The sequence below is a fragment of the Nostoc sp. PCC 7107 genome, from assembly GCF_000316625.1.
In the GTDB taxonomy this organism is placed as follows: domain Bacteria; phylum Cyanobacteriota; class Cyanobacteriia; order Cyanobacteriales; family Nostocaceae; genus Nostoc_B.
This window is the reverse complement of sequence record NC_019676.1, coordinates 2,015,143-2,039,817: the sequence shown is the minus strand read 5'-3', so window position 1 is coordinate 2,039,817 and position 24,675 is coordinate 2,015,143. Positions and strand designations below refer to the sequence as shown.

21 protein-coding genes and 1 tRNA gene are annotated in these 24,675 nt (G+C 40.9%); 6 read left to right on the top strand and 16 right to left on the bottom strand.

Annotation, left to right across the window (positions count from 1 at the left end; genetic code table 11):
* Positions 1-355 precede the first annotated feature (355 nt).
* Complete coding sequence (locus NOS7107_RS08810; protein ID WP_015112626.1) at positions 356-2,182, top strand: HEAT repeat domain-containing protein; 1,827 nt, start codon at positions 356-358, stop codon at positions 2,180-2,182.
* Positions 2,183-2,278: 96 nt separating this feature from the next.
* Here the strand turns inward: NOS7107_RS08810 and NOS7107_RS08805 are convergent, their stop codons facing one another.
* From NOS7107_RS08805 to NOS7107_RS08780, 6 genes are all read right to left on the bottom strand, one after another.
* The gene (locus NOS7107_RS08805; RefSeq protein WP_015112625.1) at positions 2,279-2,674 is read right to left on the bottom strand and encodes a nuclear transport factor 2 family protein; all 396 of its coding nucleotides are present in this window, start codon (positions 2,672-2,674) and stop codon (positions 2,279-2,281) included.
* A gap of 104 nt (positions 2,675-2,778) precedes the next feature.
* Positions 2,779-3,849, bottom strand: a complete 1,071-nt coding sequence (locus tag NOS7107_RS08800) for an LOG family protein (protein WP_015112624.1) — start codon at positions 3,847-3,849, stop codon at positions 2,779-2,781.
* A gap of 247 nt (positions 3,850-4,096) precedes the next feature.
* Positions 4,097-6,739: an ATP-dependent chaperone ClpB gene (gene clpB, locus NOS7107_RS08795; RefSeq protein WP_015112623.1), complete on the bottom strand. Its 2,643-nt coding sequence runs from the start codon at positions 6,737-6,739 to the stop codon at positions 4,097-4,099.
* Between the two features lie 208 nt (positions 6,740-6,947).
* A complete protein-coding gene (gene gloA / locus NOS7107_RS08790) occupies positions 6,948-7,382 on the bottom strand; it encodes a lactoylglutathione lyase (protein WP_015112622.1) in 435 nt (144 codons plus the stop codon).
* Between the two features lie 273 nt (positions 7,383-7,655).
* A complete protein-coding gene (locus NOS7107_RS08785) occupies positions 7,656-7,865 on the bottom strand; it encodes a hypothetical protein (protein WP_015112621.1) in 210 nt (69 codons plus the stop codon).
* Between the two features lie 282 nt (positions 7,866-8,147).
* Complete coding sequence (locus NOS7107_RS08780) at positions 8,148-8,783, bottom strand: hypothetical protein (protein WP_015112620.1); 636 nt, start codon at positions 8,781-8,783, stop codon at positions 8,148-8,150.
* A gap of 308 nt (positions 8,784-9,091) precedes the next feature.
* Between NOS7107_RS08780 and NOS7107_RS08775 the strand changes: the two genes are divergently transcribed.
* The 3 genes from NOS7107_RS08775 (at position 9,092) to NOS7107_RS08765 (ending at position 11,119) form a co-directional block, all read left to right on the top strand.
* Positions 9,092-10,177, top strand: coding sequence for a tocopherol cyclase family protein (locus NOS7107_RS08775; RefSeq protein WP_015112619.1), 1,086 nt, complete (start codon positions 9,092-9,094; stop codon positions 10,175-10,177).
* Between the two features lie 32 nt (positions 10,178-10,209).
* Positions 10,210-10,283: transfer RNA gene (locus tag NOS7107_RS08770), tRNA-Arg, on the top strand.
* A 281-nt stretch (positions 10,284-10,564) separates the two neighbouring features.
* A complete protein-coding gene (locus NOS7107_RS08765) occupies positions 10,565-11,119 on the top strand; it encodes a YdcF family protein (protein WP_015112618.1) in 555 nt (184 codons plus the stop codon).
* Between the two features lie 64 nt (positions 11,120-11,183).
* Here NOS7107_RS08765 and NOS7107_RS08760 read toward each other — a convergent pair whose 3' ends face one another.
* From NOS7107_RS08760 to NOS7107_RS08725, 7 genes are all read right to left on the bottom strand, one after another.
* Positions 11,184-11,477, bottom strand: coding sequence for a DUF2288 domain-containing protein (locus NOS7107_RS08760; protein WP_015112617.1), 294 nt, complete (start codon positions 11,475-11,477; stop codon positions 11,184-11,186).
* Positions 11,478-11,558: 81 nt separating this feature from the next.
* Complete coding sequence (locus tag NOS7107_RS08755) at positions 11,559-12,596, bottom strand: AI-2E family transporter (protein ID WP_015112616.1); 1,038 nt, start codon at positions 12,594-12,596, stop codon at positions 11,559-11,561.
* Positions 12,597-12,695: 99 nt separating this feature from the next.
* Complete coding sequence (locus tag NOS7107_RS08750; RefSeq protein ID WP_015112615.1) at positions 12,696-13,334, bottom strand: 1-acyl-sn-glycerol-3-phosphate acyltransferase; 639 nt, start codon at positions 13,332-13,334, stop codon at positions 12,696-12,698.
* Between the two features lie 128 nt (positions 13,335-13,462).
* A complete protein-coding gene (gene fabD, locus NOS7107_RS08745) occupies positions 13,463-14,344 on the bottom strand; it encodes an ACP S-malonyltransferase (RefSeq protein WP_015112614.1) in 882 nt (293 codons plus the stop codon).
* 105 nt (positions 14,345-14,449) lie between these two features.
* The gene (locus NOS7107_RS08740) at positions 14,450-15,442 is read right to left on the bottom strand and encodes a beta-ketoacyl-ACP synthase 3 (RefSeq protein ID WP_015112613.1); all 993 of its coding nucleotides are present in this window, start codon (positions 15,440-15,442) and stop codon (positions 14,450-14,452) included.
* Positions 15,443-15,534: 92 nt separating this feature from the next.
* On the bottom strand, positions 15,535-16,560 hold the full coding sequence (gene plsX / locus NOS7107_RS08735; RefSeq protein WP_015112612.1) for a phosphate acyltransferase PlsX: 1,026 nt from the start codon (positions 16,558-16,560) through the stop codon (positions 15,535-15,537).
* Between the two features lie 258 nt (positions 16,561-16,818).
* Positions 16,819-18,297, bottom strand: a complete 1,479-nt coding sequence (locus tag NOS7107_RS08725) for a leucyl aminopeptidase (protein WP_015112611.1) — start codon at positions 18,295-18,297, stop codon at positions 16,819-16,821.
* Positions 18,298-18,481: 184 nt separating this feature from the next.
* Between NOS7107_RS08725 and NOS7107_RS08720 the strand changes: the two genes are divergently transcribed.
* Positions 18,482-19,186 carry a Uma2 family endonuclease gene (locus NOS7107_RS08720; protein ID WP_015112610.1) on the top strand — a complete coding sequence of 235 codons (705 nt, stop codon included), beginning with the start codon at positions 18,482-18,484 and terminating at the stop codon, positions 19,184-19,186.
* A gap of 110 nt (positions 19,187-19,296) precedes the next feature.
* On the opposite strand, the gene NOS7107_RS08715 is transcribed toward NOS7107_RS08720, so the two are convergent.
* The 3 genes from NOS7107_RS08715 to NOS7107_RS08705 form a co-directional block, all read right to left on the bottom strand.
* On the bottom strand, positions 19,297-20,448 hold the full coding sequence (locus NOS7107_RS08715; RefSeq protein WP_044500650.1) for a hypothetical protein: 1,152 nt from the start codon (positions 20,446-20,448) through the stop codon (positions 19,297-19,299).
* A 208-nt stretch (positions 20,449-20,656) separates the two neighbouring features.
* Positions 20,657-21,484, bottom strand: a complete 828-nt coding sequence (locus NOS7107_RS08710) for an alpha/beta fold hydrolase (protein WP_015112608.1) — start codon at positions 21,482-21,484, stop codon at positions 20,657-20,659.
* A gap of 321 nt (positions 21,485-21,805) precedes the next feature.
* Positions 21,806-22,531, bottom strand: a complete 726-nt coding sequence (locus tag NOS7107_RS08705) for a 1-acyl-sn-glycerol-3-phosphate acyltransferase (RefSeq protein WP_015112607.1) — start codon at positions 22,529-22,531, stop codon at positions 21,806-21,808.
* Positions 22,532-22,906: 375 nt separating this feature from the next.
* On the opposite strand from NOS7107_RS08705, the gene metG reads away from it, so the two are divergent.
* Entirely contained in the window at positions 22,907-24,508 is a 1,602-nt protein-coding gene (gene metG / locus NOS7107_RS08700; RefSeq protein ID WP_015112606.1) for a methionine--tRNA ligase, read from the top strand.
* The last annotated feature ends 167 nt before the right edge of the window (positions 24,509-24,675 follow it).

The following is a 24,675-nucleotide window of genomic DNA, read 5'->3' as shown; positions in this document are numbered from 1 at the left end:
CAGCATTGGGTAATCATAACTGGTCTATTCCTAATCTGGTAGTAGGTAGAATAAATTTACATTTGTGACTTATTTGACTTGACAATTCCTACTACCTTTATATGAATAAACTACATCTTTTTGGTTTCACGCAGAGGCACAGAGAAGAGTACAGGATGGTGGTTTTAATAAACACAAACTTCTGTAATTGATTATTTTAATCTGAGTCTAGATGGCAAACACTAATATTTATAGCAATGCCTTAATCATTTAAGCTCAAATATTTCCAAATTAGTTATAAAAAATTTTGCTTTTCTGATATAGTTTTTCGCAGTTTTAGTTGGGGAATTATATAGATACACTCACCGGAATTTTTATGTCACTTTTAACAGATGCGCTGGATAGAATTGAGACTTGGTTAGTCAAAAATCAACCCGAATTTGCTTTGAGTTTAGCGCCTGGACTAACTCGCCAAGAAATAGACGCAATTGTTGAAAATTTTCCTTATCGATTACCAGAAGAATTATACGAGTTTTACGGGTGGCATAATGGTTGCCAATATGGCTATATAGTTCCTAAATTTGACAACTTTTTCTCTTTGCAAGAGGCGTTGAAATGGTATGCAGACTTTTTAAGTTGGGGCTTTGATTGGAATCCGCACTGGCTAACGATATTAGATTTTAATGGTGATTATAGGTACGCTGTTGTTACAGGAGAAGATTCTGCACCTATTTGGTTCATCGATCCAGAGGGTTGTATTAAAGAAATTCGCTGGGATAGTTTGACAGATTTAATGCTGGCTACAGCAGAGTGTTACGAAACTGGTGCTTATTATTTTGATGATGAAGGATACATAAAAGAAGACAAACAAAAAGTTGCAGAAATTCATCGTAAGTATAACTATCGGGGCAGAGAAACATCGACTACGAATGAATCATACAATCCTGAGCCGCCAACAGTTGCTAGTGAAGTTGATTTGTCTAACCCGAATGCACTGGAAGAATTAATCCAGGCTTTGCAAGCTGCGCCATTGAGTCCTGATGCTGGGATGTTGCAAGCAATGGCAGCTAATACATTAGATAATTTAGCGAATTTGGGTTTAGTTAATCAAGTTGGTGCGGAACCGTTAGTAATTGGTTTACAAAATATACTCTATGACAACGCTGGTCATGCTCTGGCGGCAAAAAAGTTAGGTGAATTAGGCGATATTCGAGCAGTTGAGCCACTTCTACAGGCTTTAAGCCATCCCTCTGGTAAAGTCAGAACGAATGCAATTGAATCATTGGTAAAGTTGGGAGATAGTCGAGCAGTTGAACCGCTAATTCAGTGTTTGCAAGACTCAGATTTTTTTGTGCGAACTAAAGCAGCATGGGCGTTAGCAGAATTTGGCGATACCAAAGCGATTGAACCGTTAATTGAAGCATTGAGTCATGAGAATCAGTCTACCGCTTGTGGTGCGATCGCCTCAGCATTAGGCAAGTTTGGCGATGTGAGAGCTATCGAACCTCTGATTGCTGTTTTTCGCAGCAATGGTAGTTTTCTCAGAGATGCTTTTAGTTTCCCTCACGTCCAATTAGCTGTGGTTCATGCTTTACGGCTCATTGATGATTCTAGAACTACAGATATTTTGGTGGAATTTCTCAGAGATCGGGAAGGTTTATTACAAGCCATTAACAGAGATTGGCTACGTTCCGAGCAAGCAACTCACCAAGTTATCGAAACTCTTCTTACCCGTCAACATCCCGATTTGCTGGAAATATTAACCCAGTTGCTGCAAGCTTCTGAAAGTCGCATCCAAACAAACACTCTTTCCGCGATCGCGAAGATTACAAATCCGCTGATGATCGATTTATTAATTTTGACATTAGCAAATGAAAATAACTGGCTACGTAAAAGTGCTATTTATTACCTGGGAGAACGCGTAGATACAAGAGCTATTGAACCTATGATCAGTATTTTGCAGGATGTGAATGCAGATGTGCGAATAACAGCTGTTTACGCTCTGGCAAAAATGAATGATGAGCGAGTTGTGAAAGCCCTAATTGAAATGCTCAAAGATGAAGACTTTAGGGTTCGTGGTGCAGCAGCATTAAATCTAGGCAATTTAGGAAATTTACGAGCAGTGGAACCACTTAATCAATGCTTAGAAGATGAAAATTCAATTGTTCGGAAAATTGTTCAACAAGCATTGAATAAGCTTTAGTGATTAATAATATTCATTGTTAGTGAGCAGTTCTAAATTATTTTTCGCTATTCCAACAGATGTAGAGACGCGAAATTTCGTGTCTCTACTAGAAATTTAATGTATTTCGTTAATTTCTTTAGTCTTGCCTTGAATATTAACAGGATCATAAAAATACTGTTCGTGAATTATTTTTCCATCCTTCCACGTTTGTAAACCTAATTCTTCAATGAGAATGCGATAACCATCAACGGTAGTTACTTCAATTCGCATTTGAATAACTGAGCGATCGCCATCTACCAGTACAGCACCAATTTTGAAATCATGTACTTCTTTGACATTGGCATTCATTTGTTTTTGCCGTTCAATACTTAGTGCGCGTCCAACTCGTGGTGGTTGTAAATTCTCTTGAACAACAACATTTTCATCATAAAACTCTTCGTATATTTGCGCTGTAGTTGGATTTGTTTTTTGAAAATCAAGTAGTTCTTGAACGCGATCGCGTAGTGTCATTGGTAAACTCCTTCTCCTCACAAATAGCTGATTTGTAGACAAGCTTTGCAAAACTTTCTGAAGATTAACAAGTGACGCACAATGTTAATCAATAAGTCTTGATACTACTTTCTTTCTGGATGGGCTATCTCCTGTTGGGAAGGTCTGCCCATTTGGTTAATAGTGGCAATCATCTGATATAATCGCCCCAAATCTCGTTGATTGAAGTGCAAAATTAACCGAGGTAATTCTAAAGTTTCATCTTGAGCTTCTTGAGGCAAAGCTTGACTTTTTTCAATTTTGCCTTTTACGAGAATGTCACTAAAATCAGCATTCAGTTGTTCTACCTCTGCATTTGATAAATCGCAATTTAGGCGAATCACCAACTGATTACTCACGTAGCGGCTGGAGTGATAAACCTTATAAAAATCGGTGATCGCATTGCAAGCTACTTCTAGGTTATCTGTCACCATGTAAAGGCTAGGGTCTTCTGGACTCACAAGACCTTTCTGCACCAGTTGTCGATCAATATAATCACTCCAAGACCGCCAATAATCTCCACCTGGATGGTCAATCAAAACTAAAGGTACAGGGCCAAATTTGCCAGTCTGACTTAAAGTCATGCACTCAAAAGCTTCATCTTGAGTCCCAAAACCACCAGGAAACAACGCAACTGCATCACTTTCTTTGAGGAGAAACAGTTTGCGGGTGAAGAAATACTTAAAGTGAATCAGCTTTGGATCACCTTCAATAATCGGGTTCGCTTGCTGTTCAAAGGGTAACTGAATATTTAACCCAAAGGAATTTTCTCGCCCTGCGCCTTCATGACCAGCTTGCATAATCCCGCCACCGCCACCTGTCATCACCATAAAACCCAACTGAGTTACAGCGCGACCAAATTCCAGCGCCATTTGGTACTCTGGTGTTTCTGGTGATAAACGGGCAGAACCAAAGATAGTTACTTTACGTACATGTCGGTAGTTGTAAAATAACTCAAATCCTAGCTCCATATCCGCTAAAGCAGAGGATAGTATCTTCCAATCAAGACGATCAATGTCACTATCAGCCAAACGGATGACAGTGGCAAGTGCCTGTTGGATAAATTGTCGATGTTTTAACGTCGGTAAGCGATCGATTAAGTCAGCGATATCCGATTGCAGAGACTCTAATGTATCAAACGAGGCAGATGAGGTCATGAGAACTGCTGGCGCAATGGCATTATATTTTACCTAATTTTGGGCTGATATTGACAATGTTTTTTTAAAACAAAAATATTCAGCTTTTGCCGCCTCTACGCCACTGGCTACAATACAGGGAACCCAGCACTATCAGAAGGTTTCCCGACTTGTACCCCTACGGGGAAACAAGCTACGCGTAGCGTCTCGGAGAGAAGCGACTGGCGTAAGAGAGGTTTTTCCAACTGTATTAATGCAGATTAAATGCTTATGTGATTACCTGTGGAACTGAGACTTTCACAGTAACTTTTTTGTTAAAAGTCAAATTATCTTCATCTTTATCAATCAGGATGGTATCGCCAGCAATAAATGTATTTTCTAATAATTTAGTGGCGATGGGATTTTCGACTTCTCGCTGAATTGCTCGTTTTAAGGGACGTGCGCCATAAATTGGATCATAACCCATTTCTACTAAGTAATCACAAGCTGCTTGGGTGATTTCAAAGGAGATTTTCTGCTCTTTTAGCAAGTTCTCAACACGCTTGAGTTGAATGCGGATGATGTGACGCATTTCGGAACGGCTGAGGGTATGGAACAGGATAATATCATCGACACGGTTGAGAAATTCGGGGCGGAAGTGCGATCGCAGTGCATCTGTTACTCGGTTCCGCATCATGTCATATTTAGAATCATCACCAGACACATCTAAAATGTGTTCACTGCCAATATTACTGGTCATGACAATTACAGTATTGCGAAAATCTACTGTTCTACCTTGAGAATCAGTAATTCTCCCATCATCCAGTACTTGCAACAAAATATTAAACACATCGGGATGAGCTTTTTCGACTTCATCCAACAGCACCACTGAGTAAGGATGACGGCGCACCGCCTCGGAAAGTTGACCGCCTTCTTCGTAACCAACATATCCCGGAGGCGCACCAACTAACCGGGAAACCGAGTGTTTTTCCATATACTCGGACATATCTAGGCGTACCAAAGCATCATCAGAATCAAAGAGAAACTGTGCTAATGCGCGGGCTAGTTCAGTTTTACCTACTCCAGTCGGCCCCATAAACAAAAATGAACCAATGGGACGGCTGGGGTCTTTCATTCCTGCACGGGCGCGACGAATGGCGGCGGCTACGGCTTCGACGGCTTCGTGTTGTCCAATGACGCGTTGATGTAAATGGCTTTCGAGTTGCAGTAATTTTTGCCGTTCTGATTCCAATAAACGGTTAACTGGAATTCCCGTCCACTTGGCGACGATTTCGGCGATGTCGGCTTCGGTGACTTGTTCGCGCAACAAAGTTGAACCTTGGCTTTGCAGTTCTAGAAGTTTTGCTTCTTTAGCTTCGCGATCGCGCTGTACGCCTTCTAATTTGCCATACTTCAATTGGGCAGCTTTATTTAAATCATACGCCCGTTCTGCCTGATCAATTTGCACCCGCAAGGCTTCTTCTTCTTTCTTTAAAACACTAATCGCTTCTAATAACTGCTTTTCACCTTGCCATTGTTCGTTAAATTCTTGCTGTTTTACCTTTAAGGTGTCAATTTCTTCTTCAATGCGCTGCAAACGTTCCCGTGTTTGGGTAGGAACTTTTTCTTCACCCGCTAGTGACAGCTTTTCCATTTCTAGCTGCATTAAGCGGCGGTCGATGGTTTCCAATTCTGAAGGTTTGGAGGTAATCTCCATTTTCAACTGGGCGGCGGCTTCATCTACCAAGTCAATGGCTTTATCGGGTAAAAAGCGGTCAGAAATGTATCGTGCTGATAAAGTAGCCGCCGCTACTAATGCTGAATCAGAAATTTTGACGTTGTGATGAACTTCGTAGCGTTCTTTCAAACCCCGCAAAATCGAGATAGTATTTTCTACGTTCGGCTGATCGACAAATACTTGTTGAAAACGGCGTTCTAAGGCTGCGTCTTTCTCAATATATTTGCGGTACTCATCTAAAGTGGTTGCGCCAATACACCGCAGTTCACCCCTCGCCAACATCGGTTTGAGTAAATTTCCCGCATCCATCGCCCCTTGTTGATTGGAACCTGTACCCACAACCGTATGCAGTTCATCAATAAACAAGACAATTTGTCCGTTGGAATCGATAACTTCCTTCAGGACGGCTTTGAGTCGGTCTTCAAATTCACCCCGATATTTCGCCCCAGCAATTAAACTCCCAATATCTAAAGAGATTAATTGGCGATTTTTGAGAGATTCCGGGACATCACCGTTAATGATACGCTGTGCCAAAGCTTCGGCGATCGCAGTTTTTCCTACTCCTGGTTCACCAATCAAAACCGGATTATTTTTACTCCGGCGGGATAATACTTGAATCACGCGCCGAATTTCATCATCCCGGCCAATAACTGGGTCGAGTTTTCCCGCTTTGGCTTGTTCTGTCAAGTCTCTACCAAATTTTTGCAGTGCTTCATAGCGAGATTCTGGATTTTGATCTGTCACTTTTTGGCTACCACGCACAGCTTTAATTGCGGCCTCTAGAGTACCACTATCAGCATTAAAACCTTTGAGAATTCGCCGACCAACACGTTCGTCTTCCGCAAAGCCTAAAAGAATATGTTCTACAGATATGTAGGTATCTTTCATTTTCACTCTTGCTTCCTCGGCGTGGTCAAGCAGCACATCTAAAGTGCGACCGAGGTAAAGCTGGTCATTATTAGCAACTTTGGGCTGACGTTGGGTATAAGCTTCTAGTTGCTGTTGCAAGCGAATGGGGTCGATTTCTGCCCGTACTAAGATGCGAATTGCTAAACTTGTGGGTTCTTCTAAAAGGGCAATAATTAAATGTTCAACGTCTAATTGTTGTTGATTATAACCACGAACTATATCCTGAGATTTAACAATTGCATCCCAGGCTTTATCTGTAAATTTATTAGGATCTGTAGGCTGCATCGTTACGATTTTGAATGGCGGGATTTTATTTAAGAAATTGGGGGTTGGGGAAAGGTGGAAGACTTAGTAGTATGAGATGCGATCGCTGCATCTCCTTATTAGTAGCGTAGGATAAAAGATCTCACCCCCTACACCCAACCTCAACAAACAAGGTTTTTGCGTAAGTCTTGTGAATCAAAAAGACCTTACACCCTAATCGTAATCAAAATTATGGCGATACGAGTTGGTCTTGTGAAGTTTGCTTCACGGCTGATCCTTGACTACCCAATTGAATCAGTTCAATTTTGTATCCATCCGGATCTTCGACAAAAGCAATGACTGTAGAACCATGTTTCATTGGCCCTGGTTCCCGCACAACTTTACCACCACGATTTTTAATCGCTTCACAAGTAGTATAAATATCATCCACTCCTAACGCAATGTGACCGTAGGCGTTACCTAATTCGTACTTTTCCACTCCCCAGTTATACGTTAATTCAATAACTGCATGATCACTTTCATCACCGTAGCCAACAAAAGCTAAGGTAAATTCTCCCCCTGGATAATCTTTTCTCCGGAGTAATTTCATTCCTAGGAGATCACAGTAAAATTTCAATGATTCTTCTAGGTTCCCTACCCGCAGCATTGTATGTAGTAAGCGCATAATGATTTTTTAGTTTGGTTCTGTAGGATTTATTGATTGCTGCCAATATTTTACAAGGGACTGATCAAGAGGATGAGCCTCTAACAGAAGAAATATTTTTGGATAAACATACCGTAATATGTCTCTAATGCTGAATTTTTCTGGATTTAGGGATGATTTACTCTGCAAAAATTTAGGTTAAACACTTAACGCACCGCCAGAAAAGGTGGTGCGTTATACAAAAACAAACAGAATTAAAAGTTCTCAGATTTAGCTAAACTCCTTTACCAGAAATCAATAGAAGTTTAAGCGTAATCGCTCCCAAGAATATTTTCTCATATCTCGATGCTGAATAGCGGTACGTGCTTTGTTGAAGTTACGTAAGCTATCCATTAAGTTAATCAAAGCATCAAAAACAGTCCCCGCAATTGTTTTAGTGCTGATTTTTGTTGGTAAAACTATATTTGGGGCGACTTGAATGAGATTAACTAGATGCGATCGCATCTAGTTAATCTGGCATTAAACCTGATGGATAATTCATAACCGAAGTTTATTTAATAAAAAATAATTTTATTGATATGTTTCGTAGTTAATTTATCTAGGTAAGGTTTTTAAATTATTTCTCTTTTAAATAAACTATTTACAACACAAAATATAGTAAATGTTAAGCTATCTCGAAAAACTCTATCCACAGAAGAGTCTCAGCAACTATCAAAAGTATGAAGATAATCAAAGACAATAAAATAGAGGCGTTTTATTCCAACGCCTCTACAACTATGGCAATTATTAGCGAGAGTTACTCTTATCTGTACTAGTATCACCAGTGGTAGAAGAATCAGTATTTGATGTCTTATTAGCTGGACTATTGTCCACTGGAGCAGGATTATCTTTTGGAGGAGTGGTTTGTGTTCCTGAAGTTACAGGCTGTTGAGGTGGAACAGTTATATTAATGTCTGGTGGAGAAGGTACATTTACAGATGGAACTTGCTGTTGAGGAACTACAACAGGTACTTCTCTGGTTCTTTCGATGATTGTGGTTTGTTGTGGTTGGGGAGTGGGAAGATTATTGTTAGGTGAAGGATTCACTATTGGTCGAGTTTCGTTAACTACGGTTTCTCTGGGTTGATTAAAGTACCAGAATGCACCAACAATTAAACCAGCTAGAGAGGTGAGCAAAATCCCTAACAGTAAGCCACGAGAAGCATTATCATTATCACGGGCGGCTAAATTAGCTTGCTGGTAGTTACGCTCAATTTCTCGACCATTTGCATAACCATTTCGATAAGAATTGACATTGTTGGGATTGTTGTTAACTGTTTCACTGGTGCGTGTCAGGTTAGTGTGAGTGTTACCGTAATTATCTGTGTAAGATTCTTGTCTGGTTTCGTTGTTATGAGTTTCGCGATCGCCTGAATTAGTCATACTATTAATTACACTCCTAAAATCTGTACTAAAAAAGCTAAACTCTGACGACAAAAGAAATTGCAATACTAATCTGACAAGAACCAAATAAATTTGCGTTCTTTTTTTTACTTAGCTTTTAATGATATTCAGCATACCCTCTGTAATTGCACAGATGGTTCTATCTAAAGTTGGGAGTTTATCATCTGCCAAAAGAATTAGTTTCGGGTAGATATATGCTGTTATTAGCTGTTGCCTGAAAATGTTCAAGCTTGTTTACAGGCGATCGCTCATACTAAAAAATAGTTAATTAGCAAGTATTTATACAGATGTTTTCCTTACCCGTAAATTCTCAAACACCACACATTGGGTATCATTGGGATGGTAGTAGTCGCCGTTTTTTTGAAGGTTGGTATTATCGTGTAACTTTGCCAGACTGCGGACAAACCTTCGCCTTTATGTATTCAATTGAAGACCCAATTGGTGGTCAACCTTATAGTGGTGGTGCAGCCCAAATTCTCGGCCCCGATGATCAATATTTATGCCGCACTTTCCCAGATGTGGAAACATTTTGGGCTAGTCGAGATGTATTAGCTTTAGGACATTGGGGTAAAACTAACCTCAATACTCAACCTCTATACCTCCTAAGCGCAGAGTTTGAACAACATATTCAAGAGGGTTATCAAGCTACAGCCACCTTAAACCAAGGAATAATTCGTGATCCTGCAACGGGTTTTTATTGCCGTTGGTTATATGAAATTCAACCAGTATATGGTTGGGGAAATCAAAATAGCCTTCAGCAATCAACTGCTGGCTGGCTATCATTTTTACAGATTTTTGAACCTGGCTGGCAAATTTTGATGGCGCACGGTTTGGCTAGTGGCTGGATAGACTGGAATGGCAAAATCTATCAATTTACCAACGCACCAGCCTACGCAGAAAAAAATTGGGGTGGGGCTTTTCCGCAAAAATGGTTTTGGCTAAACTGTAATTGCTTTGACGGTGAACCTGACTTAGCATTAACCGCTGGTGGTGGTAGACGCGGTGTTTTGTGGTGGATGGAATCTGTAGCCATGATTGGAGTGCATTATCAAGGTAAATTTTATGAATTTGTGCCTTGGAATTCTCAAGTAAAATGGCAAATTCAACCTTGGGGTAGATGGCAAATGCAAGCTAAAAATCTAAACTACGAGGTTGAATTGGCAGGAACAACGCATCTATCAGGTACACCCCTACGCGCACCGACAACTAATGGTTTAGAGTTCTGTTGTCGGGATACCATGCAAGGAAAACTGAATTTGGAGTTGCGAAAAGTAAGTGACAAACAATCTCAAGTTATCCTAAAATCACAGAGTTCTCTGTGTGGTTTAGAAATAGGCGGCGGTTCTTGGGATAATTCTTGGCACTCTAGCTAAAACTACTGCTATTATATGTATGCCTCGTAGTTGGGGCTGTAGCTCAGTTGGATAGAGCGAGCGCCTCCTAAGCGCTAGGCCGTGCGTTCGAGACGCACCAGTCCCGTCGTTATATCAAAATAAATTCATCAAAAATTTCCTCGGTAGTTTTTGCGGAATCTTCTAAATTTATCTGAAGTTAACTAATAAATGCTTACCGAGAGCGTTTATACGGAACTCAATCTGTATAAACATCAAAATTGTTAACAAACTATAGGGTGGATTTGACAAAAGTCTGCTAATCTAACATATATTTTTGACTTATTTCAGAGAAGAATACGTATCACTACACGAAATCACAGAGCCTTGAAGAACAATTTTTTGTTTACAGGTAAATCTTTTCGGTTTATGGTTCTTACCTTACCCCTATTTATGTGGCTTGGTTACAAAGAATTCCAACAACAAACTAAACAACCTGAAGCGGTTTTAGTCTTGGGTGGTTCTACCAAAAAATTAGAGCGAGAAAAGTTCACAGCGGAGTTTGTTCGTAAGCATCCAAATTTACCGATTTGGATTTCTGGCGGTAGTCCACCTAGATATACCCGTAAGGTGTTTGTCAAAGCTGGCGTTGATCCCAAGCGGTTACACTTGGATTATGAAGCTGTAGATACAGTTACTAATTTTACCAGCTTAGTAGACGATTTGAAAGCCCACGGCATCAATAGGGTTTATTTGATTACCTCAGATTTCCACATGCGTCGTGCTTCTGTTATTGGTGAGATTGTCTTAGGTAGCCGGGGAATTGATTTTCAGCCCATATCCGTACCTTCAGAATCACCACCTGAACCTGTAGAAAAATCTATTCGTGATGGAGCAAGAGCTTTGGTGTGGGTTGCTACTGGTTATACAGGTGCTGATGGCGTTAAAAAAGTTGGTAAATCAAGGATGGAGAGTAGGAAGTAAAAAGGTAAAAGGCAAAAGTACAAATAATGAATTTTTTACTTTTTACTTTTTACTTTTTACTTGTTTATGCGGCGATTTCTTGGACTAAAACAAAAGGTTGTAAAATCAGGGTGTGGAATCGTTTTTGCCGATCGCCATTCCATTTTCCCACTTGATCTATGGAAGGTTTGGTAATTAATTGCTCATCAATCCACTGCTGTACAGATTGAGAGTTATCACTAGCGAGCGCTTCTCCTACATCTACAAGACTTAACCCTGGCGTTACCAAAATTACTGCATCACGTTGCACATGAGGAATTAACCATTCCCATTCTGCTTCATCTACACTTTGTGTTAATTCTGCTCTTAAATCTGACATGATTTCGTTGCTTTATGCTTCTTCAACTGATTTTACATTAGAAGCTAGGGAGTTAGGGTAAACATGACAAATGACTAATAACTAAACCTCTGCCTTCATCTCATCAATTTCAAATAAAGACACAATTACTCCAGTAATGGGAATAGAAATAAAAACTCCTAATAATCCTGCTACCCTAGCGCCCACTAATAATGCAAAAAATACAACTACAGGATTTAGATTTAGCGCACCTTGCATAATTCTAGGTGCAATTAGATTATCTTGAATTTGCTGAAGGATAATACAAGCAATGAATACTTTTAATCCTAACCAAACATTTTGAGATAAGACAATCAACGTAATGATGCCAACACCTAAAGTTGCTCCTATCCCAGGAATAATATCTAAAAAGCCTACTATTACAGATAATAATAAAGCAAAAGGTACTTGCAATAATACAAAAACTACAAAAGTTGTTGTTGTCAAAAACAAACTTAATAATAACTGACCCTGAAAGAATCCTAAAAAGCTACGTCTGATAATATTAGTAAATCTCAGACGACGCTGTTTAGGTACTATTTTCAAAATAAAATTCCACAGCTTGTCGCCATCTAATAGCATAAAAAATGCCACAACAGCAATCAAAATAAACGTGACGAAATTTGTCAATAACTGTTGTAAAAAAGTTAAACTGGTGACTAAGCCTGATATAGCCTGATCACGTAATTGCTCTTCAATAACACTTAAATCTATTTGTAGATTTCGGTTTCTGAGAAATTCTTCTACTCTTTCTAAAAAAGGCGCGAGAGAACTTAAAAATCCAGAAATACTTTCTATTAATTGCTGTCCTTGGGATAAAACTGCAATCCCAACGGTGATCATCAATCCTCCCAGAATGACAATACTGAGCAAGAAAACGAAAATCACAGCCACACCATGAGGTAAAAACCGCCGCAACCAGCGTACAGGATAGCTGAGTAAGAAAGCTAAAATTGCCGCGAATGTAAAAATAACAATGACGGCTTCAAAGTAGGCTAAAAGTTGTACGAAAGCCCAGCCAGCAGCCACTAACAACAAAAAGCGGACTAAGGCCGAATTATTCAATCGATTCCAAAAATTCTTGGCATCCCAGCCTGTCATATAATTTTTTTAAATCAGCTAGTTTAGCGATCGCTAGTAGACATTAGCAACATATAAAAATAATGTGGCGATCGCTACTACCTAAAAGTATATTTCTCATTAACGTCCTAAATCGTGCATTTCGTTGATTACCGTTGCACACTTTTGGGTTACAGCTTCTAATTGTTCTTTATTAGTAGAACTAGGAGGGTCAATTACCTCACCAATTCTGATTGTGAGAGGAACAGCACGGGGTATAGACGAGCCTTTTTCTAAAATTCCTTCAGTTCCCCACAAACTCACAGGTAAAATCGGTGCTTGCGCCTTTGCAGCCAGTAAGGCGGCACCTTTTTTAGGGTCAGTAATTCTACCATCGGGGGTGCGAGTACCCTGTAAAAAAACTCCCACAGCCCAACCATTTTCTAAACATTCTAAAGCTGCACGAATGGCGTTGCGATCGGCACTACCTCGGCTCACCGGGTAAGCACCATACAATTTAATGGCTTGTGCTAAAACTGGAATTTCAAATAATTCTTGTTTAGCCATATATGCTACTGGACGACGCACACAATTAGAAACAATGGGTGGGTCAAAGTAACTAGCATGATTGCTGACAACTAATAATGGATCTGATTGCGGGACATTTTCTACCCCATAAATCTTGCCCTGAAAGTAAGCATGAAGCATGGGGCTGACAATCGACCATTTAAAGGCGTGGTAAAGTGCCAGACTAATAAGCGGTTCACGACTGCGAGACATAGGAAGTATGAAGTATGAAGTGTGAAGTATGAAGTATGAAGACGCTTTTAGCGACTTGCCGCAGGCTAGTGTCAAGTATGAAGTGAAATCGAGTATTTCATACTTCATGCTTTACACTTTTCTATTTTCTATTGTGGTAATTCCGCAGCGTTACGGACATTCTTTAAAATTAAATCGGTAGTGGTGCGTTTAATTAAACCAGTTAAAACATTACCAGGGCCAATTTCTATGACTTGTTCAATGCTATTAACTGGTAATTGCAGTGAAATTTCTCGCCAACGTACCGAACCAGTCATCTGCTGAATTAGACGCTGTTTTAAAATTTGGGCATCAGTCGAGGATACAGGTTCAACATTCGACATCACAGGTACAGTCGCAGGCTGAAATTCTACTGATTCCAGAATCGCTTGAAATTCACTCGCCGCCTCCGCCATTAAATGTGAGTGAAATGCCCCAGAAACTTTTAAAGGAATAGCACGTTTGGCTTTAACTTGAGACATGACCGCTTGTACAGCATCAGGAGTACCAGAAATTACTACCTGTGCTGGACTATTATCATTTGCCAAAACGACATCTGGTGTTGCGGCGATCGCTGTTTCTAATTGTTCTCGGTCAAAATTCATTAATGCCGCCATCATCCCACCTGCGGCGTTCTCCATCAGTTCAGCACGACGTTTGACTAAATGCAACCCTGCTGACCACTCAAAAACATCAGCAACGTAAAGGGCAATATATTCACCCAAACTATGCCCAGCAACCAAATCTGGTTGATATCCCCGTTCCCGCATTAAATCAGCGAGAATACTTTCCACTACGTAAAGACAGGGCTGAGTATAAAGTGTCTGTGCTAACTTTTCTTCTTGGTTTTGGCAGATATCGCTAACAGACCAGCCTAAGATTGCCTCAGCTTGAGTAAATTTTTCTTTAGCACCTGGTATATCTAGTAAATCTGTTCCCATTCCCAGTGCTTGGGAACCTTGTCCGGGAAACACCCATGCGGTTTTAGTCATTGGTCAACAGAAGTATGAAGTCTGAAGTATGAAGTTTGAAAGTAAATGAGTATTGGTCATTAGTCATTTACACAGGACACATGACTAATGACTTAGGACAAAATATTATTTTCCCCATTGAAAAATTGCTGCACCCCAGGTAAGACCTGCGCCAAAGCCGGATGCTGCAATGATGTTATTGGGTTGAATTTTACCTTGTTGCACTGCTTCATCTAAGGCGAGAGGAATAGAAGCAGCAGAAGTATTGCCGTAATTTGCCAGATTACTAATAACTTTCTGTGGGGAAATTCCTAGCCGTTGAGCAACAGCATCCAGAATCCGCTGATTGGCTTGATGTAAGATGAGCCAATCTATTTGGTCAACAGTCAAATTAGCTTCAAATAAGGCTTTATCAATAATTTCTGGGACTTTCTGCACGGCAAAGCGGTATACTTCTTTGCCGTTCATGGTGATGGGTTGGTAATGCCCTTGAGAAACGTTGATATTTGGGAGTATTTCTTGAGCAGTAGCTGTATAGCCAAGGTTGAGGTAATGATTTTGCGTTCCGTCACTTTTGAGGGCAAATCCTAAGAGGCGATCGCTTTCACAAGCCTGTAAAACGACTGCTCCCGCCCCATCACCAAATAGAATACAAGTCCTGCGGTCTTGCCAATCTACCCATCGAGAGAGGATGTCTGCCCCAATCAGAAGTACATTCTGATATACACCGGTTCTGATGTATTGGGCAGCTGTTACTAGCCCAAATACAAAGCCAGAACAAGCGGCAGTTATGTCAAAGGCTACGGCTTTCGTCGCGCCCAACTCAGCCTGTACTTTACAAGCGGTGCCAAACAAATCATCAGGGGTAGATGTTGCCAGCAAAATCATATCTATATCAGTAGCTTGAATTCCAGCAGATGCGATCGCTCGACGACCAGCCGCCGCTGCCAACGAACTCAAGGAATCTGACGGTTGTGATACTCGTCGTTGACGAATCCCGGTTCTTGTGGTAATCCACTCATCTGATGTTTCAACCAGTGCTGTTAGCGCCTGGTTATCGAGGGAAGTTTCGGGAACTGCCGAGCCACTTCCTGTAAATGCTATGCCTAACTTTTGCACTCCTGCTCTCCCAAGCTCTCAGCATTTTGATCATTAGTCTCTGCTGTTTTGCCACAACAAAGAACAAATGACGCATGACAACTAACCCATTACTAACCGCTATCACGCTGTAGGATTTCGTATTGGGAATGAAGCCTTTCTAGTACCTGATTATCTACTGCTTCTTTGGCCATCCGTATTGCACTAAAAATTGAAGGTGCTTGCGAACTGCCGTGGCCGATGAAACAAACTCCAGCCACACCTAACAGTAAAGCACCTCCATGCTCCGCATGATCCATGCGCTGCTTAATTCGCTTGAGATTTGGTTTTAACAGTGCTGTGCCAATTTGACCGTGCAATCCTTGTGGCAGTTCTTCTCGGAGAATTTGCAGAATTACTCCTCCCAGAGATTCGGCAAATTTTAGTAACACATTACCCACAAAACCATCGCAGACAATCACATCAAATTCACCAGAAAGGACATCACGCCCTTCGGCATTACCAACAAAATTAATATGAGAATTTTCTCGCAGTAGCTCGTGGGCGCGGAGCGCTTGCTCATTACCTTTAGTATCTTCTTCGCCAATATTCAATAACCCGACTTTGGGTGTGTTTGTACCCAAAACATATTGGCTGTAAATCGAACCCATGACAGCAAACTGCTCTAAAAACTTAGGACGGCAGTCTACATTTGCGCCCACATCCAGTATCAACACTGGCTTGCCAGCCATAATCGTCGGGAAAACCGTGCCAATTGCTGGGCGATCAATTCCTGGCAATCTTCCTAAGCGCAGCAATGCTGCTGCCATAGCTGCCCCAGAGTGTCCAGCAGAAAATACAGCATCCGCCTGCTGATTTTTTACCAAATCCATCGCTACATTGATTGAAGCCTTGCGTTTGCGTCTAACGGCATTTAAAGGCTCCTCATCCATAGCGATCGCTTCTTCAGCAGGAACTATCTCCACCCTCTCCAAAGTAGTTTTTGGCGGCATGACAGCTTTAATTTGTTGGGGATCACCTACCAACAAGACTTTTACACCCAATTCTTCACTGGCGCGTAATGCACCAGCAACGATTTCTTTAGGTGCATGATCCCCCCCCATCGCGTCAATTGCTATCCGTGCGCAAGTCGATCCCATTGCTCAGAGCTTCTAGAAACCTTACAAATTTTACCAGATTGGCTTTGTTAAAAAACCGTAACTTTCTAACTGCCAAATTACTGTTGTTACTATTGCAACTTGATTTTGGCGGCAAGCCCAAGATAACACGCGATAAGTTAAAAGTAAAAAGGTGAGCCAGCGCGGTCTTGGGGGTTCCCCCCATGAGCGACTGGCGAACCCGAAGGGCAAAAGTAAAACAAAGATTATTTTGCCTTTTTACTTTTGAGTTTTAACTTTTTATTGATTGAGTACCCAATCAACTAACATTCGTACACCGTAGCCTGTTGCACCGGAGCCATTGTAGCCATTTTCTTTATCTGCCCATACTGGCCCAGCAATATCTAAGTGCGCCCAAGGGGTATCTTTGACGAACTGCTTGAGAAAGAGGGCAGCGGTGATAGAACCACCAGGACGTGGCCCGGTGTTTTTCATATCCGCAATGCCAGATTTCAAGCCTTCAAAATACTTCTCTTCCATTGGCATTCGCCAAATTTTTTCGCCGGATGTGGCAGAGGCGTTTTCTATCTGAGCAGCTAAAGCATCATCAGGAGTGTATAAACCTGCAATGTCTTCACCTAAAGCGATGACGTTAGCACCTGTGAGGGTGGCTAAATCAACGATCGCATCTACGCCTAATTTATCTGTATATACCAAAGCGTCAGCTAAGGTTAAACGCCCTTCAGCATCGGTGTTATTCACTTCGATGGTTTTGCCGTTAGAGGCGGTAAGGATGTCGCCTGGGTGCATGGCGCGACCGCTAATCATGTTTTCGGTAACGGCGGAGATAAAGTGAACTTCGGCATCAGGTTTAAGTTGAGCGATCGCTTTTGCCGCACCCAAGGTTGCCGCTGCACCACCCATATCAATTTTCATGGTTTCGATGCCGCTACCTGCACCTTTAATATTTAATCCACCAGAATCAAAGGTTAAACCTTTACCAATAATGGCGAGTTTTTTTGTCGGTGTGCCTTCTGGCTTGTAAGTGAGGTGAATGAATTTCGGTGGTAAGTCAGAGGCTAGGGCAACTCCCAAAAAAGCACCCATACCCAGCTTTTCACAATCTTCTTTTTCGAGTATTTGTAGTTGTAAACCGTAGTCTTTGGCGATCGCTTGGGCTGTCTCTGCCATTGTAATAGGCGTAACTGCGTTGGCTGGGGCTGCAACCAACTCTCTCGCCAAAATTACCCCGGATACAATTTGATTTGCACGGGTAATTGCCGGTTCTTGCCCCTCGAAACCCAGCAATTCTACTGTTTCGACCTTTGAAGCTTTATCGTCTGGTTCTGATTTAAAGCGCACATCTTGGTATAACGCCAACTGTACACCTTCCGCGATCGCTTGGGCTGTAGCATCTGGGTCGTTATTCCACAAAGGAAAGCTAAATCCGAGAGTTTTTGTTTTTTGTTTTTTGGCAACCTTAGCCGCCGCCGCCGCCGCCCGCCGCAGACTATCTGCTTTCAGCGCGTCTGGTTTTCCTAAGCCGACTAAAATTATTTTTTTAACTGCACCACCGCCACTGACACGGGTGAAGACAGTGCTGTTGGCTTTGGCTGTAAATTCTTCTTCGGCAATTACTTCTTTTAAAATGCCAGCAAACTTGTCATTTAAAGTCGCCAGTTCACCTGTTAACTCTACTGCATCTTCAAATAATCCAATTGCCAAACTATCGCCTGCCCACTCCAGCAGAGGCTGATTATTGAGTTGAATTGCTGCCATGTTGGGATTTTGTTTAAAGATTCCTTCTTGTACCAGTATTGCTCAAAATTTTGAAGTGTGAAGGGAAGTATGAAGTCTGAAAGATTATTTCAAGCTTGAGCTTTTGGCTATTGACCAATGACAAAAGACAAATGACCAATGACTTTTATAATTGAAACATTCCAACCTTCTGTATGGCGTGATTATGACCTCAGCCTTATCTTCAAACCAACGCTCAGAAGTGTTCTATCCTAGTTCTGATGGTGAACCTGTGGCAGAAAGCTATGCCCATCTATGTGTATTACTGGCGACGTTAGAAGTTCTCCGCCAGTATTTGGCAGGACAACAGGCAACAGTCCTCGCTAATCAGTTTCTCTACTATTCCCAAGGATTTCCCAAGTTGCGAGTTGCCCCAGATGTGATGGTGATTTTTAATGTCGCCCCTGGTGGTCGAGATAATTATAAGGTGTGGGAAGAAGGGGAAGTCCCATCGGTGATTTTTGAAATGACTTCGGCAGGAACAAAAAATCACGATCAAGAATTTAAGAAGATTTTGTACGAGCAACTTGGTGTCAAAGAATACTGGTTATTTGACCCCAAGGGCGAATGGGTACAGGGACAGTTACAAGGTTATCGGTTACGGCAAGATGTATATGAGTTGATTACGGACAATCGCAGTGAACCTCTAGGATTGCGGTTGCAGGTAGAAGGAGAACTGATTGGTTTTTACCGAGAAGATACAGGGGAAAAGCTCCTGAATCCGACAGAACTAGCACAAGCACTCCGAGAAACGCAACAAAGGGTAGATGCCGAAAATTTAGCTCGACAGCAAGCAGAACAGCAAGTAGAACAATTAAAGCAACGCCTCCGAGAATTGGGTATTGATCCTGAGCAAATTGAACAAGAATAGAGACTAGTAGCGCTACGTGGAAGTAAAAAGTAAAAAACCTCATATCACAAGCTTTTAACTAACTTGAAATGGTATCTTTATTTCCGCTGTGTTGTACTAGGGACTGGAAGCTAGAGGCTAGTGTTGGAATCAGAAGTATTCACTATTGACACCACTGAAGTCGAGTCAATATCAAATTTATTGGCGATCGCACTAATTATTTCTTGTTCTACTGCTGTAGTTTGACGATCAATTTGAGTAATTCTTTGGCACTGTGCCAACAAAGGAATAGCAAAATCACGGTTGAGTTGATTGAGTAATGTATCTAAAGGTTGGGGTGATTTGATATTGTTGGCGATCGCACTCAGTGAGTTGGGGCTGAGGTTTAATGCCTGTAATTCTGGTAAGATTTTTTCCCAGGTCTTTTCGGGATGACTAGCAAGGATGATATGGACTAGAATTTTATCCATGATTGCTTGTTGAGCGATCGCCATTTCTAAGTAATTTTCACTTTCGGCTTTGAGGTTTGCCAAAGTGTCTGGCGATGTTAGAGAAACGGACTCATCTAGTTTGGCTTCGTAAAATCGACAAGCGGCATAACCTATAGAATAGCTTAAAGCAGCATTAGAACTAGTGGCGATCGCTGCACCAGCAAAAGGCACATTTCGTAGTAAGGCTAGTCCGGCGGCTTTCACCAGTCGATTCCCACCCAAACCCAGACCAAAAATTGTTAAAACCTCACCTTTTCGGGCTGGATCTTTTAAATCTAGATCATAAGCCGCTGCAATTTGATATAGCATTTCTGACTGTAATTTCATTGTTGCAGCTAAATCAACTGCTAATAAAGCTGCTGCTACCCCTGGTAAAATACTACTGGCAAATCCAATTCCCCCAGCTTTTGTGGCTGTTTCTAGCATGATGCGGTGAGAAATTTGGCTCGGTGATTCTTGGGGATGCTGTTGCTTGAGTTTTTTGACTGCGGCGGCGGCTTTGTCTAAATCAACGTGTTCACTAGCACCAATCAACCAATTAAGATTTAAAAATCCTGATAGTTTGCGAATTAGCCAATTTTGATTTAGATAATTGACTATCTCTCCAGTAGTTTGAGTAGCTTGTCCAAATAATTGATGTGTTTGTCTTGTCGCGGCTACGCCAAATCCCCAGGCTGTATCGATAAATGTTTTACCAGTGGTGGCTAAAGAGTCGAATAGGGATAATTTTTCTGTGGCGAATGTTTGATGGGTGATTTCTACTTCTGGTTTTTTTTGGGGTTGTTCTGTCATTTTTTTGCCAGTCACTCTAGTCTGTTTGTAGCGAAATTTAGAGCGACTTGGCATCTCCCAACAAGTACAAGTTTGTGGTGTATTTGGGGCATAATTTATCTCACACAGAAGGGCATACTTCGACTACGCTAAACTACCGCGTAGTCGAAACTCAGTCACCGGAGGCGTAGAGAGAACAAGGAGTTTATTTTTGTCGAACTACTTAAGCTCAACCTACTTCTTTGACTTGTAATTTGTAAAATTTATGATCCCTGGTTTCTAAAAAGTTATTGTTTTTGAGAATTTCATAGAGATTGATATCTTTTTCTAGCAAACAGGCATGTCCACTGTCTGGCAGCACCAAAACTTCAGCATTAGGTAATATACTAGCTATCCGCTTCACTTCGTCTACAGAAGGTAAAAGCCGATCGCCTGCACCAGCAATTAACAACACTTGTTGAGTTAAGCGGCGTAAGTGGCTATCATCAACTGCAAATTCTCTCAATAAAGCCAACCGCCAGTTAACTGTTGCTGATGGTACGGAACGCATGGTTTTTAGCAGTTCGTGGCGATCGCTTCTAGTCATCCGTTCTAAAGATGCCAGAAACGGTAATAATCCCAATGCGCCGACATCATAAAAAGATTCTGGCACTAAGTATGTTATCTGGGATGCCCAATCTAAAAATGGACGCAGGCGAAAAGCTGAGGCTGGGTTAATGAGAATTATGCGTTTAAACAAATGCGCCGCTTTGGTGGCTACTTTCATCGCCAAGCAGCCGCCGAATGATTCCCCACACAGATAAACTGGTCTTTGGGAACTTTTCTCTAATTCTGCATGAATTAAGTCCAAGACATTTTTAGTTAATTCTTCCCATGTTGTCAGGTCTTTTCTGGGGATCGCCAAACAGCGCACATCAAAGCCAGCTTCTAACCCAGATGTTTGCGATCGCAACAGTTCACCAGTGCCATCCATTCCCGGTAAATAAACAAACAATGGATACTCTGCTTGGACTCGTTTCGGAGTCAGAAAACACGGCTTTAGCTCAACTTGTGGCATTTTACAATTTCGATTTCCTTGGCGATTTTGATAGATTTACCTGCATACACTGCACACAATAACTATCTTTTGATTTGGGCGATTGGTTCCTAGATTCGTTACAGTATCACAGACAAAACTCTGTTAAAATCATAACTCAGCCAATAAAAACTCACTTAAATATAAGATAAATTTCTCATAAAGATAACTCAATCTTATGAGCAGATAATATCAAAGAATATTTAGCAAGATACATCAAAACTAGGCAACAAATTACAATTAGCCAGAGAGTAAAAATAGCAAAAAATTGCCGCGATTAATGTTTTTCTGCTGGTTTGTACATCAATAACATCCTTGCTGGAGTAAATTTGCAATTTCACTGTGGCAGTGTTCGGTTAGCTCAGAGACCACATTTTTTGCTTGTTTTCCATGATATTGGTGTTGATGAGCGTTTGTAATCCAATAAGGACGACCAATTAGTATAGCCACCCGTTGATATATTACTAATGGGTGCCATCCATATTGATTAAATAAAGGTTCAGAAGGGTCGAACAAACTCAAAATTTTTAGGGGAAAAGCTGTAGTGTTGACTTCTTCTAAAGAGGCGATCGCAATTGGTAAAATTGCTAAGTCTGGTACGCCAGAACGCAAAGCCAAATGGGCAAATCCCCGCTGAAATTCCCCAACTACAGATGCTGGAGTCGATTGCACCATTGGTTCAGCCCCTTCCGGAAACACTCCTACCATCTGTTTAGACTGTAATAGCATCTGTGATTGGACAAAAAAGCTTTGCTGCCGGTTTTGATTGATATCTAAAGGAAAACAACCTAATTGTCCTGTGACAATCTCTCGCAAAATTGGGACTTGTCCCATATAGTGATGGCAAGCAAAACGAATCGGACTTGATAAAGCTGACATTAAAATCATCGCATCCATAAAGCTGCGATGATTGCTCACTATTAACAAACTTGCATCATCAGGAATGCGATCCTCGTAATAGCGAAACATTCGTGTAGAAAACGTTGCTAAGAGTAAGCGAGAAATGTCCAATGGGCTATTTAGACTCATATCTAAATATATTTTTGGGAAAATATCGTAGTTTATCTTGACTTAATTTTTACATTTCTTTACTAATACTACGACCGTCCTAGGATAGAAATGTCTTATCTATTAAAAGCAAATGATTTTTCTATGTTTGGAGCATTGTACTTTTAGTCACAATACGATGTAAGAAATAGCATCAGTTCAAGGATATGAAATTAGAGTTTCGGTTTTTATTGCAAGAATTGGCTAGATCTGTACTGATGACCAAACATTTCTGAACTCTAGAAATTTGCTAATATTAAGAGGAACTTTGAAAAAGCGATAGTAATGTTATATAATTGCTTGGTTTTGCCTTGATAATTAATTAAAAAACGATTTAATAATTTATTTTTATTTTGCATGAACCTAGTAGATAAAACAGACCAGACATTTGCACTGACAACACCCCTCTATTATGTAAACGATGTCCCACATATTGGAAGTGCTTATACAACGATCGCCGCAGATGTAGTGGCTCGGTTTCAAAAGCTTAAGGGATATCGGGTACTGCTAATAACAGGTACAGATGAACATGGGCAAAAAATTCAACGTTCGGCGGAGTCTTTAGGAAAAGCACCCCAAGAATTTTGTGATGAGATTGTCCCTAGTTTCGTTAGCCTATGGGAAAAATTAAACATTCAATATGATCGCTTTAGTCGGACAACAGCAACTCGCCATGAAGCGATCGTCAAAGAATTTTTTGAGCGAGTTTGGCAAAAAGGTGATATCTATCAAGGACAACAAAAAGGCTGGTACTGCGTAGCCTGCGAGGAATTTAAAGAAGAAAGAGAATTATTAGAGGATAAGCGTTGTCCAATTCATACGAATAAACCAGTTGAATGGCGCGACGAACAAAATTACTTCTTTCGGCTGTCAAAATACCAAACCCAGTTAGAGCAATTTTATCAATCTCACCCAGATTTCATTCAACCAGAAAGCCGTCGCAATGAAGTCTTAAGCTTTGTGAGCCGAGGTTTACAAGACTTTTCGATTTCCCGAATTAATCTCGATTGGGGTTTTCCTGTACCAACTGACCCAAAACAAACCCTATACGTCTGGTTTGATGCGCTGCTGGGCTATGTTACAGCATTATTAGAACCCGATGCTGAACCAACCTTAGACAATGCTTTAGCGACATGGTGGCCGATTAACCTGCATTTAATTGGCAAAGACATTCTGCGCTTTCATGCAGTTTACTGGCCAGCAATGTTAATGTCAGCAGATTTACCTTTGCCAGAAAGAGTGTTTGGCCATGGTTTTTTGACCAAAGATGGGCAAAAAATGGGTAAAGCGCTGGGTAATACCCTCGATCCTATTGCTCTAGTCGAGAGATATGGTAGTGATGCGGTTCGTTATTACTTTCTTAAGGAAATCGAATTTGGCAAAGATGGAGATTTTAATGAAAGTAGATTCATTAATGTTCTAAATGCAGATTTGGCAAATGATTTAGGTAATTTGCTCAATCGCTCCTTGAACATGGTGAAGAAGTACTGTGCTGGTAATGAACTGTCAATTTCCGATGAAACAATTTCTGCTGACAATCCTTTGAAAAAGATTGGCTTAGGTCTAGGGGAAAAGGTTCAACAAGCATATCAGACGTTAGCTTTCAATCAAGCCTGCGAAGCTATCCTGTCATTGGTACAAGCCAGTAATAAGTTTATTGATGATCAAGCGCCTTGGTCACTATATAAACAAGGAAAGCAGCAGGAAGTAGAAAAAGTGCTTTACGCAGTTTTGGAAGCTGTGAGGCTGTCAGCGTATCTTCTTGCACCAGTTATTCCCAATATCAGTAGCGAAATTTATCAGCAGCTGGGTTTTGGAATCAACTTTAACGAACAAAATCAAACAGCAAATGCTGCCCCATTTTCCATTCATTCCAAATGGGGGTTACTATCTAATAAACAACTGTTGGGGAATCCTCAACCAATCTTTAAACGCATAGAACCTCCTAAAAACGATTAGTTTTTTTAATCTCTTTCAGACAATTTTCTAATCTCTCAAATCTCGCCAAAATTTTATCGGGGCCGAACTTAAATAATAGCCCCGGAAAATTATCATAAAACTCTCTAACTAAATGTAAAAGTTGGAAATTCGTATCAAAAATAACAAGATAAAAATGAGGTATGACA

What these genes read in the sequence shown, in the direction of transcription:
- NOS7107_RS08765 (WP_015112618.1), top strand. Translation starts at nt 10,565, where the DNA reads ATGGTTCTTACCTTACCCCTATTTATGTGGCTTGGTTACAAAGAATTC.
- fabD (WP_015112614.1), bottom strand. Translation starts at nt 14,344, where the DNA reads ATGACTAAAACCGCATGGGTGTTTCCCGGACAAGGTTCCCAAGCACTG.
- plsX (WP_015112612.1), bottom strand. Translation starts at nt 16,560, where the DNA reads ATGGGATCGACTTGCGCACGGATAGCAATTGACGCGATGGGGGGGGAT.
- NOS7107_RS08755 (WP_015112616.1), bottom strand. Translation starts at nt 12,596, where the DNA reads ATGACAGGCTGGGATGCCAAGAATTTTTGGAATCGATTGAATAATTCG.
- clpB (WP_015112623.1), bottom strand. Translation starts at nt 6,739, where the DNA reads ATGCAGCCTACAGATCCTAATAAATTTACAGATAAAGCCTGGGATGCA.
- NOS7107_RS08705 (WP_015112607.1), bottom strand. Translation starts at nt 22,531, where the DNA reads ATGAGTCTAAATAGCCCATTGGACATTTCTCGCTTACTCTTAGCAACG.
- gloA (WP_015112622.1), bottom strand. Translation starts at nt 7,382, where the DNA reads ATGCGCTTACTACATACAATGCTGCGGGTAGGGAACCTAGAAGAATCA.
- NOS7107_RS08715 (WP_044500650.1), bottom strand. Translation starts at nt 20,448, where the DNA reads ATGACAGAACAACCCCAAAAAAAACCAGAAGTAGAAATCACCCATCAA.
- metG (WP_015112606.1), top strand. Translation starts at nt 22,907, where the DNA reads ATGAACCTAGTAGATAAAACAGACCAGACATTTGCACTGACAACACCC.
- NOS7107_RS08800 (WP_015112624.1), bottom strand. Translation starts at nt 3,849, where the DNA reads ATGACCTCATCTGCCTCGTTTGATACATTAGAGTCTCTGCAATCGGAT.
- NOS7107_RS08780 (WP_015112620.1), bottom strand. Translation starts at nt 8,783, where the DNA reads ATGACTAATTCAGGCGATCGCGAAACTCATAACAACGAAACCAGACAA.
- NOS7107_RS08710 (WP_015112608.1), bottom strand. Translation starts at nt 21,484, where the DNA reads ATGCCACAAGTTGAGCTAAAGCCGTGTTTTCTGACTCCGAAACGAGTC.
- NOS7107_RS08750 (WP_015112615.1), bottom strand. Translation starts at nt 13,334, where the DNA reads ATGTCTCGCAGTCGTGAACCGCTTATTAGTCTGGCACTTTACCACGCC.
- NOS7107_RS08725 (WP_015112611.1), bottom strand. Translation starts at nt 18,297, where the DNA reads ATGGCAGCAATTCAACTCAATAATCAGCCTCTGCTGGAGTGGGCAGGC.
- NOS7107_RS08760 (WP_015112617.1), bottom strand. Translation starts at nt 11,477, where the DNA reads ATGTCAGATTTAAGAGCAGAATTAACACAAAGTGTAGATGAAGCAGAA.
- NOS7107_RS08805 (WP_015112625.1), bottom strand. Translation starts at nt 2,674, where the DNA reads ATGACACTACGCGATCGCGTTCAAGAACTACTTGATTTTCAAAAAACA.
- NOS7107_RS08775 (WP_015112619.1), top strand. Translation starts at nt 9,092, where the DNA reads ATGTTTTCCTTACCCGTAAATTCTCAAACACCACACATTGGGTATCAT.
- NOS7107_RS08720 (WP_015112610.1), top strand. Translation starts at nt 18,482, where the DNA reads ATGACCTCAGCCTTATCTTCAAACCAACGCTCAGAAGTGTTCTATCCT.
- NOS7107_RS08785 (WP_015112621.1), bottom strand. Translation starts at nt 7,865, where the DNA reads ATGCGATCGCATCTAGTTAATCTCATTCAAGTCGCCCCAAATATAGTT.
- NOS7107_RS08810 (WP_015112626.1), top strand. Translation starts at nt 356, where the DNA reads ATGTCACTTTTAACAGATGCGCTGGATAGAATTGAGACTTGGTTAGTC.